The organism is Olsenella massiliensis, assembly GCF_001457795.1.
In the GTDB taxonomy this organism is placed as follows: domain Bacteria; phylum Actinomycetota; class Coriobacteriia; order Coriobacteriales; family Atopobiaceae; genus Olsenella_F; species Olsenella_F massiliensis.
On record NZ_LN898209.1, the window covers coordinates 41151 to 54858 of the forward strand.

At 66.3% G+C, this 13708-nt stretch carries 8 protein-coding genes; 5 read left to right on the forward strand and 3 right to left on the reverse strand.

The genetic code is table 11. The features are described 5' to 3' along the window. Nucleotides 1-57 precede the first annotated feature (57 nt). The 4 genes from BN3001_RS01380 (at nucleotide 58) to BN3001_RS01395 (ending at nucleotide 6583) form a co-directional block, all read left to right on the forward strand. On the forward strand, nucleotides 58-2841 hold the full coding sequence (locus tag BN3001_RS01380; protein WP_082629896.1) for a phosphoenolpyruvate carboxylase: 2784 nt from the start codon (nucleotides 58-60) through the stop codon (nucleotides 2839-2841). Nucleotides 2842-3069: 228 nt separating this feature from the next. After that, nucleotides 3070-3321 carry a FeoA family protein gene (locus BN3001_RS01385; RefSeq protein ID WP_235815007.1) on the forward strand — a complete coding sequence of 84 codons (252 nt, stop codon included), beginning with the start codon at nucleotides 3070-3072 and terminating at the stop codon, nucleotides 3319-3321. A gap of 130 nt (nucleotides 3322-3451) precedes the next feature. Then, on the forward strand, nucleotides 3452-3691 hold the full coding sequence (locus tag BN3001_RS01390; RefSeq protein ID WP_058270043.1) for a FeoA family protein: 240 nt from the start codon (nucleotides 3452-3454) through the stop codon (nucleotides 3689-3691). A 225-nt stretch (nucleotides 3692-3916) separates the two neighbouring features. Next, entirely contained in the window at nucleotides 3917-6583 is a 2667-nt protein-coding gene (locus tag BN3001_RS01395; RefSeq protein WP_058270044.1) for a FeoB small GTPase domain-containing protein, read from the forward strand. 120 nt (nucleotides 6584-6703) lie between these two features. Here the strand turns inward: BN3001_RS01395 and BN3001_RS01400 are convergent, their stop codons facing one another. The 3 genes from BN3001_RS01400 to BN3001_RS01410 all read right to left on the reverse strand — a co-directional run bounded on the left by BN3001_RS01400 (nucleotide 6704) and on the right by BN3001_RS01410 (nucleotide 9589). After that, nucleotides 6704-7498 carry an ABC transporter ATP-binding protein gene (locus BN3001_RS01400; protein WP_058270045.1) on the reverse strand — a complete coding sequence of 265 codons (795 nt, stop codon included), beginning with the start codon at nucleotides 7496-7498 and terminating at the stop codon, nucleotides 6704-6706. Next, nucleotides 7498-8490 carry an ABC transporter permease gene (locus BN3001_RS01405; RefSeq protein ID WP_058270046.1) on the reverse strand — a complete coding sequence of 331 codons (993 nt, stop codon included), beginning with the start codon at nucleotides 8488-8490 and terminating at the stop codon, nucleotides 7498-7500. Before BN3001_RS01405 ends, BN3001_RS01400 begins: the two co-directional genes overlap by 1 nt. 100 nt (nucleotides 8491-8590) lie before the next feature. After that, on the reverse strand, nucleotides 8591-9589 hold the full coding sequence (locus BN3001_RS01410) for an ABC transporter substrate-binding protein (protein ID WP_058270047.1): 999 nt from the start codon (nucleotides 9587-9589) through the stop codon (nucleotides 8591-8593). Nucleotides 9590-10087: 498 nt separating this feature from the next. On the opposite strand from BN3001_RS01410, the gene nifJ reads away from it, so the two are divergent. After that, entirely contained in the window at nucleotides 10088-13627 is a 3540-nt protein-coding gene (gene nifJ, locus BN3001_RS01415; RefSeq protein ID WP_058270048.1) for a pyruvate:ferredoxin (flavodoxin) oxidoreductase, read from the forward strand. The last annotated feature ends 81 nt before the right edge of the window (nucleotides 13628-13708 follow it).

Here is a 13708-nt window from a genome sequence, read left to right on the forward strand (position 1 = left end):
GGCGTGACCGAGGGTCTAAGCTACTGTACGGTCTTTTCTCATGCTCGTCCGACAGCGATGGAGGGTGTAGTGACCCAGATACGCCAGCACGCAGAACAGGTGTCCGTCCCGGTTGAGCGGCGGGGGGCGAGCGCACCCGACGCCGAGCAGGACGCGGCCCGCAGGACCGTCTCCGTGGTGAGCGTGCCCGATGACCTCAAGGAGAACCTCGCGCTCTTCCTGCGCCTCGTGCGCAAGGTCCTCACCGAGTACGACCCCTCGATTCGCGCGACCTTCGACCGCCTTCTGGCAGACTCCTTCGACGTGAGCGCCCGCAGGGATGAGGAGACGGGCCCGTCTGCGTCCGACGAGTCGGTCAGGGACGCCATCAGCGCGCTCGAATCCCTTGACGTCGAGTCGTCCGTCATGCTGACGCGTGCCTTCGCCACCTTCTTTCACCTGGCCAACATCTGCGAGGAAAACTACCGCGTCTCCACCCTGCGCAAGCGCGAGGGGGCCGTTCCCGTCACGGCCGACATTGACCCCATCAACGACATCACGGTGGCCTATCGGCGCCTTGTCGACGAGTGCGGCCGCGGCAAGGCGCTGGCCCTGCTCAATCGCCTGGAGTTTCATCCCGTCTTCACGGCGCACCCCACGGAGGCGCGTCGCAAGGCCGTCGAGGGCAAGATTCGTCGCATCTCGGCCCTGCTTGAGGAGCGCACCCTGCTGGCGGGCGCCGCGCTGCGCGAGAACGAGCGCAAGATGCTCCAGGAGATCGACGCGCTGCTGCGCACCTCGCCCATAGCCATCAAGAAGCCGACCCCCGTCGAGGAGGCCGACACCGTCATCGACATCTTCGACAACACGCTCTTTGACATGATCCCCGAGGTGTATCGCCGCTTTGACGACTGGGAGCTTGGCGAGAAGGCCGGCACGGTCAGCCCCATCTGCCCCGCCTTCTTCCATCCCGGTAGTTGGATCGGCTCCGATCGCGACGGCAACCCCTACGTGACGGCGAGGGTGTCGCGCAAGGTCGCGGAGAAGTACCGCGTGCACGTGCTCGAGACGCTGGCGGACGCCACGCACGCGGTGGGTCGCAACCTGACCTTGGACGCCGCCTCCACGAAGAGGTCGGACGAGCTGCTCAACCTCTGGAGCCATCAGGTCGAGATGAGCGAGGCCATCACGGCGCGCGCCCAGGAGGTCTCCGCCTCGGAGCTGCATCGCGCCACCATGATCGTCATGGCGCAGCGCCTGCGTGCCACCATCACGCGCACGGCCGACCTCATGTACCGGGACGCCGACGCCTTCATCGAGGACTTGCGCGTGGTGCAGCGCTCCCTTGAGCGGGCCGGCGCCGTCCGCTCCGCCTACGGGCCGCTCCAGAAGCTCATCTGGCAGGTCCAGACCTTCGGCTTTCATCTCGTCGAGATGGAGTTCCGCCAGCACTCGCTCGTTCACACCCGCGCGCTCGACGACATTCGCGAGCACGGGCGCTGGGGCGAGCGGGGCGAGCTCGACCCCATGACCCGTGAGGTCCTCGACACCTTCCGCGCCATCGGCTCCATCCAGAAGCGCAACGGCGTCAAGGCGGCGCGCCGCTACATCATTTCGTTCACGCAGAGCGTGCAGAACGTCGCCGACGTCTACGAGCTTGCGCGCCTGGCGTTTGCCCACGAGGAGGACGTCCCCACGCTCGACGTCATCCCCCTCTTCGAGCAGATCGAGGACCTCGAGAACGCGGTGGAAACCTTGGACGGCATCATCAGGCTTGACGCCGTCCAGAGACGTCTGCGCCAGACGGGCCGCCGGCTCGAGGTCATGCTGGGCTACTCGGACTCCTCCAAGGACGAGGGCCCCACGGCGGCCACGCTCGTGCTGCATACCGCGCAGGCAAACATCGCCGCCTGGGCCGAGGAGAACAACATCGACCTGGTCCTGATGCACGGCCGCGGCGGCGCGGTGGGCCGCGGCGGCGGTCCTGCGAACCGCGCGGTCCTCTCGCAGCCCAAGGGTTCCGTCAACTGCCACTTCAAGCTCACCGAGCAGGGTGAGGTCATCTTTGCCCGCTACGGCAATCCCACCTTGGCCCTGCGCCACGTGGAGTCCGTCGCCGGCGCCACGCTGCTGCAGAGCGCCCCGTCCATCGAATACGTCACCACGGAGTCCACGGCCAAGTACGCCGACCTCGCGGCCGCTCTGGACAAGGCCTCACGCGCCTGTTACCTGGACCTGCTGAACACGGACGGCTTCGTGAGCTGGTTTGGCACCGTCACGCCGCTGTCCGAGATCGGACTCATGCCCATCGGCAGCCGTCCCGCCAAGCGCGGCCTGGGCGCCTCGTCCCTGGACGACCTGCGCACCATCCCGTGGATCTTCTCCTGGTCGCAGGCGCGCGTGAACCTGGCCGCCTGGTATGGCCTTGGCACGGCCTGCGAGAGCTACGGCAGGATCGACCGTCTCAGGGAGGCCTACGCCGAGTGGCCGCTGTTCACGACCTTCATCGACAACATCGAGATGTCTCTGGCCAAGACCGACGAGCGTCTGGCCAAGATGTACCTCGCGTTGGGGGAGCGAGAGGACCTCGCGCGGAAGGTGCTTGACGAGATGGCCCTCACGCGCTCGTGGGTGCTGTCCATCACGGGCAACGAGTGGCCGCTCTCGAGCCGCCGCATCCTGGGGCCCGTCATTCGCCTGAGGCTGCCGTTCGTCAACGTGCTGTCGCTGACGCAGGTGCTGGCGCTCAAGGTCATGCGCGAGCGGGGGGACAAGCTGACGCCCGAGGAGCGCGAGCGGTTCATCTACCTCATTCTCTGCACCGTGAGCGGGGTCTCCGCCGGCCTGCAGAACACCGGCTGAGGCAGGCAGGACCACATTATCTTGCGCCGTCACCCGTGCGCCCGCGCTGCTGGCGCGGGCGCATTCGGCATGGGGCGCGCGAAAAAAGTTTGCCGCAGATTCCTTTCTACCCTTGTGTCCGCAGAAGTAAACCGTATAATACTTTTTGATAGGGCTTACTAACACCTGTCGGAGTTCACGTCGGTCACCTGGGGGTGCGTCATGGAAGCGGTGCGGAGCGGAGCGCGTGTGAGTGCGGTCCAGCAGCGGTGCTCGGCAGGGGAGCAGCTTCCCCTTGCCCTGGTCAGCGAGGGTTCGACGGTGCGCGTCCTCAAGGTCAGGGGCGCCTTGGAGCTGCGTCAGCACCTTCAGGAGCTGGGATTTGTCCCGGGAGCCAACGTCGACGTCGTGGCACGTGCCGGCCGCGACGTCCTGGTGAGCGTCAAGGGATCCAGCATCGCCCTCGGGCGCGACATGGCCCTGCGCATCATCACGACATAGGTCATCCTCATCGCCCTCGTGCTCCGCGCGGCCCCCGCGGCCAGTCGCGCGCGGCGTCATGCGGGCGAATCTCATCTTGAATCGGTATCGACGCGACGCCTGCGGGCGGCGTATGACGAAGGGAGCACACATGGCGAGTCTGCGGGACGTGAGGGTGGGGGAGGCCGCCACGGTCACCAAGCTGGGTGGCACGGGGGCGGTCAAGCGACGCATCATGGACATGGGCGTCACCAAGGGCACGCGGATCCTCGTGCACAAGGTCGCGCCCCTGGGCGACCCCATCGAGGTCACCGTGAGGGGGTTTGAGCTGAGCCTGCGCAAGGACGAGGCGGGATGCATAGAGGTCGCAGACGTCAGGCGGGGAGCCTGAGGGCGACGTGGCGCACGCCCGCCGGTAGAGGGGGCAGCGCGTGACGAGGGCTGCGGCCCCTCTTTTTTCGCCGCCTAGTTATCCTGAGCTAACAGACGCATGCCCTCGGGCATGTCCTCAGGGAGCAGTTGTGAACGTCTGCGACGACCGTCGCAGGCCCGTGACATGCGGTCGCCGACCGGGCGCCGTCATCGCAGGGCCACTCACGAATCGATTGGAGATGCAATGCCCGCACCAACGACCATTGCCCTGGCTGGTAATCCCAACTGCGGCAAGACGACTCTATTTAATGAGCTCACGGGCTCAAACGGCTACGTGGGCAACTGGCCGGGGGTGACGGTCGAGAAGAAGATGGCCTCTTGGCGCTCCGACCACGACGTGATCTTCGTAGACCTTCCCGGCATCTATTCGCTGTCGCCCTACTCCCCGGAGGAGGTCGTCTCGCGGGACTATCTCGTGAAGGAGCGCCCCGACGCCGTCATCAACCTCATCGACGTCACCAACCTCGAGCGCAGCCTCTATCTTGCCACACAGGTGCTCGAGGCCGGTCGTCCCATGGTCGTGGGACTCAACATGTGCGACCTGCTCAAGGGGCGCAAGGACAAGATTGACGCCGAGCTTCTGTCCGAGCGCCTCGGTGTTCCCGTGCTCGAGGTCTCGGCGTTGCGCAACACCAACCTTGACGCCCTCGTCAATGCGGCGGTGGATGCCGGGAGGTCCGGCAGGGCGCCAGGCGGCGTCGCGTGCTTCACGCCCGAGCTCGAGAAGGCGCTCGAGGACATCCAGTCCATTCTGGGGGATGCCTGCGCGCCCGAGCTCGCCCGCTGGTATGCCATCAAGGTCTTCGAGCGCGATGCCGAGGTCCTGCAGGAGCTGGGGCTCGACGAGGCAAGGCGCGCGCGAGCCGAGGCCGTCATCGCGGCCGTCGAGAAGGACCGCGACGACGACGCGGAGTCCATCGTCACCTCGGAGCGCTATGAGTGGATCGCCACGGTCGTAGACGACTGCGTGAAGAAGGCCCCCAAGCAGCTCACCACCTCGCAGAAGATTGACCGCGTGGTCACCAACCGCGTCCTGGGCCTGCCCATCTTCGCGGCCGTCATGATCGCCGTGTACTGGTTTGCCCTGGTCGCCGTGGGAACTCCCGCCACGGACTGGGTCAACGACAATCTCTTCTCGGACGGCTTCTTCATAAGCGCGCAGGGGTCGGCGGACTACACGCAGGCCAAGGAGGCGTGGGACGAGCATCATTACGCCGACCAGATCGGCGGCTATCTTGACGCCGCCAAGGAGGCGGGCGTCGATGTCGATGGCGTCCAGGAGGCCATCGACGCGGAGGAGAGAGGCGACGAGGACGTCGCCACCATCTCCGCGTTCATGAAGGCGGCAAAGGACGCCGGCGTGACCGCCGAGGACGTGCCCATAACCGACGAGGACGGCAACTTCGTGGACGACGAGGGGGAGGCCATCACCAAGGAGGACGCCGACGGCAACCCCATCCTCGACGAGGGCCAAAGGCAGGGGCTCATTCCCTCGGTGAGCCTCGACCAGTTCAAGGAGGCCGTCGAGACCCCCGAGCCCGACCAGCATGACTACCCGGGGTTCGTGGACTCCCTGCCCAACGCGGCGAGCGGCCTGCTCGACGGCGCCGGCGCGTCCGACCTCGTGAAGTCGCTGGTCATTGACGGCATCATCGGCGGCGTCGGCTCCGTGCTCGGCTTCATTCCCCAGATCTTCTTTCTCTTTGTGGCGCTCTGCTTCCTTGAGGACTGCGGCTACATGAGTCGCGTCGCCTTCGTCATGGACCGCGTGTTCCGTCGCTTCGGCCTGTCGGGCAAGTCGTTCATCCCCATGATCGTCTCCTCCGGCTGCGGCGTCCCCGGCGTGCTCGCCACCAAGACCATCGAGAACGAGCGTGACCGTCGCATGACCGCCATGCTCACCACCATGATTCCCTGCTCGGCCAAGCTTCCCATCATCGCCCTGGTCATGGGCGTCCTCGCCGGGGGCTCCAACATGTGGTGGGTGGCGCCCCTGTTCTATCTTATGGGCATCGTAGCCATCGTGGTCTCGGCCGTCATGCTCAAGAAGACCAGACCTTTTGAGGGCGAGCCCCTGCCCTTTGTCATGGAGCTGCCCGCGTACCACTTCCCAGCCGTCCGCTCGTGGTTCCTGCACGTCTGGGAGCGCGTCGGCGCCTACGTCAAGAAGGCGGGCACGATCATCTTCGCGGCGGCCGTGGGCATCTGGTTCCTCTCCAACTTTGGCGTCGCGGGCTGGGAGGGCGGCGACGGCGGCTTTGGCTTTTTGCCCGGCATGGAAGGCGTGCCCGACAGCTTCATGGACTACTCCATCCTCGCCGGCTTCGGCGGCGCCCTGAGCTTCCTCTTCGTTCCCCTGGGCTTTGGCAACTGGCAGGCGGCGGCATCCTCGATCTCGGCCCTCATCGCCAAGGAGAACCTTGTGTCCACCTTTGGCGTCCTGTACGGCCTTGGCGGCGCCACCGAGAACTCCGTGGGCATGTGGCAGGGCTTTGCGAACATGTTCACCATTGGAGGGACGCTCCACGTGGGTGCCATGTGCGCGTTCGTCGCCTTCAACATGCTCTGCGCTCCGTGCTTCGCGGCCATGGGCACCATCCGCAGGCAGATGGAGTCGGCGCGCTGGACGGCGTTCGCCATCGCCTATGAGTGCATCTTCGGCTGGGTCATCGGCCTGTTCATCAACCAGTTCTACGAGCTGGTGGCGTTCGGTCAGTTCGGCTTCTGGACGGTCGTCGCGTTTGTCCTGCTTGCCGCGATGCTCTTCCAGATCTTCCGTCCCGCGCCCGTCTGGGACAAGCCGGACGAGAAGGTGCTCTCAAGCCTCACCGACCCGGGAGAGGCGGCGTAGCCTCTCGGCGCCGTGCGGGCCCGGCGAGCCTGGGCCCGTGCGCGCCCGGAGGGAAGCACGAGACACGAAGGCCCCCGGCGCATCGTCGCCGGGGGCCTTCGTACGTGGGCGAAGGGACGCCTACGAGAGGAGCATGCGGTCGTTGGCAAGCTCGCCGCCCGAGACCTCCTCGAACTTCTGAAGCAGGTCGGCCACCGTGAGGGCGGCCTTCTCGGCGCCGGCGACGTCGTAGATGACGTTGCCCTCGTGCATCATGATCAGACGGTTGCCCAGCCTGATGGCGTCGTTCATGTTGTGAGTGACCATCAGGGTGGTCAGGCGGTCCTCGTCCACCACGCGCCGCGTGAGGCTGAGCACCTTGGCGGCGGTCTTGGGGTCAAGGGCGGCGGTGTGCTCGTCCAGCAGCAGGAGGCGCGGCTTCTGGATGGTCGCCATGAGCAGCGTCACGGCCTGTCGCTGCCCGCCGGAGAGCAGCCCCACCTTGGAGCTCAGACGGTCCTCAAGGCCCAGGTCGAGGGATGCAAGGCGCCTGGCGTAGTCCTCGCGCTCCTCGCGGGTGATGCCCCAGGCCAGGCCGCGCGGCCTGCCGCGCCGCTTGGCGAGGGCGAGGTTCTCCTCGATCTGCATGTCGGCGGCGGTGCCGCGCATCGGGTCCTGGAACACGCGACCCAAATATCGAGCGCGGCGGTGCTCCGAGAGCAGGCTGACGTCCACGCCGTCCAGCTCGACCGTGCCGCCGTCCAGCGGGTAGACGCCCGCGATCATGTTCAGGAGCGTGGACTTGCCCGCGCCGTTGCCACCGATGACGGTGACGAAGTCCCCGTCATCGAGCGTGAGGCTCACGCCGGTGAGCGCGGGCTTCTCGTTGACGGTGCCCCTGTTGAACGTCTTGGTGACATCCGTGAGCCTGAGCATCAGCGCTCGCCCCCCTTCTCCTGTCGAGCAGGCGCGCCATCGCGACCGTCCCTGCCGCGCGCCCCGGCGTCGCCCATGGCGGGCGTGCCCCTGCGATACGCGCGCCTGCGCTGCTGCCTCTCGAGGACCACGGGCACGGCGAGCGCCAGCGCCACGATGACGGCGGACAGCAGCTTCATGTCATTGGCGTCGAGGCCCATCTGCAGGACCACGGCGCGGATGATGAAGTACACGATGGAGCCCATGACCACGGCGGTGAGCCTGCTGCCGAACGAGATGAGCCGGCCGGGCGCGAAGCGGCCCAACACCTCGCCGATCACGATGGCGGCCAGGCCGATGACGATGGCGCCCGTGCCCATGCCGACGTCGGCATACTTCTGGCTCTGGCAGATGAGCGCGCCGGAGAGGCCCACGAGCCCGTTGGAGAAGGCCAGCGCGATGACCTTGGTCACGCGCACGTCGATGCCCAGGGCGCGGCACATGTCCTCGTTGTTGCCCGTGGCCCGAAGCGCGCTGCCGACCTCGGTGCCAAAGAACCAGTACATGAGGACGATCGTGGCCGCGGCGATGACGACGCCCACGACGAGCGTGGCCGCGGCCTGCGTCACGCCCAGGAGGGCGGCCAGCCGCGTGAAGACGGTGTCCACGTTGAGCAGGGGAACGTTCGACTTGCCCATGACGTGCAGGTTCACGGACCAGAGCGCGATCTGGGTGAGGATGCCCGCGAGGATGGCGGGGATGTCAAAGAGGGCATGCAGAAGGCCCGTCACCAGGCCTGCCATGAGGCCCGCGACGACGCCCAGCAGCACGCCCACCACGGGGTCGAGCCCCAGGGCGACGGCCGCGACGGCCGCGACGCTGCCGCCGAGCGCGAAGCTGCCGTCCACGGTCAGGTCAGGGATGTCGAGCATCCTGAAGGTGATGAAGACGCCGAGGACCATGATACCCCAGAGTATTCCTTGGGAGAGGGCCCCCATCAGGGCGAGCTGCATATGGTTCCTCCAATGGCTTGTTACCGCGACCCGTTCGCACAGGGAGGGCGCCGGCGGTCGTGCGGACCACAGGCGCCCCCTGGCCAACTTTACGTGTTCACTATACCTGTGTCTGGCTGTCGCCGAGCACGGAAAGGTCCACGTCGAGCTTCTCGGCGACCTTCTTGTTGGAGACGAGCGCGCACTTGCTCACGTCAAGGTGCTGGATGGGCATGTCGGCCGGCTTGCTCTCGCCCTTGAGGACCTTGACGGCCATCTGGCCGGCGAGCTTGCCCAGCTCCTCGTAATTGATGCCATAGGTGGCCAGGCCGCCGTTTTCGACCATGCCCACGTCGCCCACGATGACGGGGAGCCCGTTGTCATTGGCGACCATGGCGACGGTGGTCATGCCTGCGGCGATGGTGTTGTCGGTGGGGGCGTACGCCACGTCCACCTTGCCCACCATGGACTCGACCACCTGCTGGATCTCGTTGGAGCTCGAGACCGAGAAGTGCGTGACGGCCAGGCCGTGGGAGGCCGCCGCCTCGTCGGCGAGCTTCACCTGCACGTCTGAGTTGGACTCCGCGGTGCAGTAGAGGACGCCCACGGTCCTCGCCGCAGGGAACAGCTTTGCCAGCAGGTCGAACTGCTCGGCGACGGGCGTGAGGTCGGAGCTGCCGGTGACGTTGTTGCCAGGCTTTTCGTTGGAGGCCACGAGCCCCGAGGCGGCAAAGTCGGTGATCGCCGTGCCGATGATGGGAATGTCGGTGGTGGCGCCCGCGACCGCCTGCGCCGCAGGGGTGGCGATGGCGAGGATGAGGTCCTCGCCGGCGTTCACGAGCTTGGTGGCGATGGTCTGGCAGGCGGACTGGTCGTTCTGCGCGTTGTTGTCGTCCACCTGGTACGCGATGCCCGACGCGTCCAGCGCCTTAAAGAAGCCCTTGTGCGCCGCGTCGAGGGCGGCGTGCTCGGTCAGCTGCAGCACGCCGATCTTATACCCGTCCGCGCCGGCCGAGGGGGCCGCTCCCGAGCAGGCGGAGAGGGCGGGGAGGGCGACGCCGAGGGCGCCGAGGCCTCCCATGAGCCTGAGGGCGTCGCGACGGGTGAGCTTGTTGTCCATGAGTCACTCCTTGCTGTGTGCCGCCAAGACGCGTGCCCGCGCCAGACGAGCCCGGGATCGACCGGATGGGGCCGGGGCTGCGGGCGTCGCGGGACGCGCCTCATTGATGAGTTGCATCCTATGCCCTGACTGCCGTCGGCGGCACGGGTGAGAGGCATCTACTAACAGAGTTGTAACTGCCGCGCAAACCGCCGCGCCCGCCTCGCGCCGCCCGCCAGCCTCGACGTCGTCATGTTCGATCTGCCCGCGCCCGTGACGCGGGATGCCGGCAGGGGAGGCCACTGTCCGAAGGCGGGGCGTTTTCCACAAATACCTGTGTTTGGGTGGGAATATATCCGCCCCGTCGGTCGCAAGATGGCTCCGATTATCAAAAAAGATTGCGCTATAGTAAATATGTCTGGGACGCGTCTGCGTCTAGGGGTAGGGGCACGTGCCGGGCGTCAGTGGAAACCCCACCAGAAAGACTGGTGGACCGTATCGCTTTTCTAAGGAGAGGATATGGCGAGAAAATTCAAGTCGATGGACGGCAACGAGGCCGCCGCCTGGGTCTCGTACGCCTTCACCGAGGTGGCGGGGATCTACCCGATCACGCCATCCAGCCCCATGGCCGACCATGTCGACCAGTGGGCCGCGCACGGCCTGAAGAACGTCTTCGGCACGCCCGTCAAGGTCGTCGAGATGCAGTCCGAGGCCGGCGCCGCCGGCACGGTGCACGGCTCTCTGGGCGCCGGCGCCCTCACGACGACCTACACGGCGTCGCAGGGCCTGCTGCTCATGATCCCCAACATGTACAAGATGGCCGCCGAGGGCCTTCCCACCGTGTTCCACGTGTCCGCCCGTACCGTGGCGACACAGGCGCTCAACATCTTCGGTGACCACTCTGACGTCATGGCCTGTCGCCAGACCGGCTTCGCCATGCTTGCCGAGGGCAACGTCCAGGAGGTCATGGACCTCTCGCCCGTGGCCCACCTCTCCGCGATCGGCGGCGGCGTGCCCTTCATCAACTTCTTTGACGGCTTCCGCACCTCCCACGAGATCCAGAAGGTCGCCGCCTGGGACTTTGATGACCTCGGCGAGATGGTCGACATGGATGCCGTCCAGGCCTTCCGTGACCACGCCCTCAACCCCGAGCATCCGCACGCCCGCGGCTCCCACGAGAACGGCGACATCTTCTTCCAGCATCGCGAGGCCTGCAACGCCACGTACGACAAGCTTCCCGCCGTCGTCGAGGCCTACATGGAGAAGGTCAACGCCAAGCTCGGCACCAGCTATCACCTGTTCGACTACTACGGCGCCGAGGACGCGGACCGCGTCGTGGTCTGCATGGGCTCCTTCTGCGACACGCTCGAGGAGACCATCGACTACCTCAACGCCCACGGCGAGAAGGTCGGCCTGGTGAAGGTTCGCCTCTACCGACCCTTCTCCATCGAGCACTTCGTGGCCGCCCTCCCCAAGAGCGTCAAGAAGATCGCCGTCCTCGACCGCACCAAGGAGCCCGGCTCCATCGGTGAGCCCCTGTACCAGGACGTCGTGAACGCCCTCTATGAGGCGGGTCGCTCCGACCTCGCCGTGATCGGCGGCCGCTACGGCCTCGGCTCCAAGGACACCAGGCCCGAGGACGCTTTTGCCGTCTACGCGGAGCTCGAGAAGGACGAGCCCAAGCGCGAGTTCACCATCGGCATCGTGGACGACCTCACGAACCTCTCGCTCCCGCGCGCGGAGCACACGCCCAACACCTCCGCCCCCGGCACCATCGAGTGCAAGTTCTGGGGCCTGGGCGGCGACGGCACCGTCGGCGCCAACAAGAACTCCATCAAGATCATCGGCGATCACACGGACAAGTATGTTCAGGCGTACTTCCAGTACGACTCCAAGAAGACGGGCGGCGTGACGATCAGCCACCTACGCTTTGGCGACTCGCCCATCCGCTCGCCCTACTACGTCACCGCCGCCGACTTCGTGGCCTGCCACAACCCCAGCTACATCGTCAAGGGCTTCAGCATGGCCCGCGACCTCAAGCCGGGCGGCACCTTCCTCGTCAACTGCCAGTGGAGCGACGAGGAGTTTGCCAACCAGATGCCCGCCGTCGGCAAGCGCTACATCGCGCAGAACGACATCAACGTCTACCTCATCGACGCCATTGACCTGGCCGAGAAGGTCGGCATGGGCAAGCGCACCAATACGGTCCTCCAGTCCGCGTTCTTTGCGCTGGCCAAGGTGCTTCCCGCCAAGGAGGCCCTCCAGTACATGAAGGACGCCGCGGAGAAGTCCTACGCCAAGAAGGGCCAGAGCGTCGTCGAGTCCAACTGGAAGGCCATCGACGCCGGCGCCACCGCGTTCCGCAAGTTCGAGGTTCCCGCCGACTGGGCCAACGCCACCGACGACGCCAAGCCCGTCGTGCTCGAGGGCCGCGAGGCCGTGGTCAGGCAGGTCAGGGAGCTCCTTGGGCCCATCAACCTCATGGAGGGCGACAGCCTGCCCGTCTCCGCGTTCAAGAACAACCCGGACGGCCAGTGGGAGCTCGGCGCCAGCGCCTACGAGAAGCGCGGCACCGCCGTCATCGTTCCCCGCTGGGACGAGAGCAAGTGCATCCAGTGCAACCAGTGCGGCTACGTGTGCCCCCACGCCACGATTCGCCCGATTGCGCTGACCGCCGAGGAGGCCGCCGCCGCGCCGGAGAACATGCGCATGGTCGACCTCAAGATCCCCAAGGGCACCGGCTACCAGTTTGCGATCGCCGTGTCGCCGCTCGACTGCATGGGCTGCACCAACTGTGCCTACATCTGCCCCGTTGACGCCCTCACCATGGTGCCGCAGGCGGACGAGGCCGACATGATTCCCGTGTGGGACTACGCGGTCAACAAGGTCACCGAGAAGCGCGACCTCTTTGACAGCAAGACCGTCAAGAACTCCCAGTTCTCCAAGCCGCTGCTCGAGTTCTCCGGCTCCTGCGCCGGCTGCGCCGAGACCAGCTACGCTCGCCTGATCACCCAGCTCTTTGGCGACCGCATGTTCATCTCCAACGCAACCGGCTGCTCCTCCATCTGGGGCAACCCCGGCGCCACCTCGCCGTTCACCTGCAACGCCGAGGGCAACGGCCCCGCGTGGAACAACTCGCTCTTCGAGGACAACGCCGAGCATGGCTACGGCCTGGCCCTGGGGTACGAGGCCATCCAGAACAAGCTCGTCTCTGACACCGAGAAGCTCATCGCCGCCGAGGGCGTCAGCGAGGACTTCAAGGCCGCGGCCCAGGCATGGATCGACACGCGCACCAAGGCCGGCGAGTCCGAGCTCACGGCCGAGGCGTACGTCCAGCAGCTCGAGAAGCTCGGCACGCCCGAGGCCAACAAGATCCTCGCCGACAAGTCGTACATGAGCAAGAAGTCGTTCTGGATCTTCGGCGGCGACGGCTGGGCCTACGACATCGGCTTCGGCGGCCTGGACCATGTCCTTGCCTCCGGCGACGACGTCAACGTCTTCGTCTTTGACACCGAGGTCTACTCCAACACCGGCGGTCAGGCGTCCAAGTCGTCCAACCTGGGCCAGGTCGCCCAGTTTGCCGCGGCGGGCAAGTCCGTCAAGAAGAAGGCCCTGGGCGAGATCGCGATGTCCTACGGCTACGTCTACGTCGCACAGGTCGCCATGGGCGCCAACCCCACGCAGACCCTCAAGGCCATCGCCGAGGCCGAGGCGTACCCCGGACCTTCCCTGATCATCGGCTACAGCCCCTGCGAGATGCACTCCATCAAGAAGGGTGGCATGAAGCACGCGCAGGCGGAGATGAAGCGTGCCGTCGAGTGCGGCTACTGGAACCTCTACCGCTTCAACCCCTCCGCCCCCAAGGGCAAGAAGTTCATCCTGGATTCCAAGGAGCCCAAGGGCGGCTATCGTGACTTCCTGATGAACGAGGCGCGCTACGCGAGCCTGACTCGGTCCTTCCCCGAGCGCGCGGAAGAGCTCTTCGCCGCCAACGAGAAGGCCGCCATGGACCGCTACGAGCACCTCACCAAGCTCAAGGACCTGTACGCCGAGCTGTAGGCAAGACGTCCCGACGGCGTGCGTCGCATAGGCGCCGTCGTCGGGACCACCCTCACGGACACGGCCCGAGACTGATTGCAT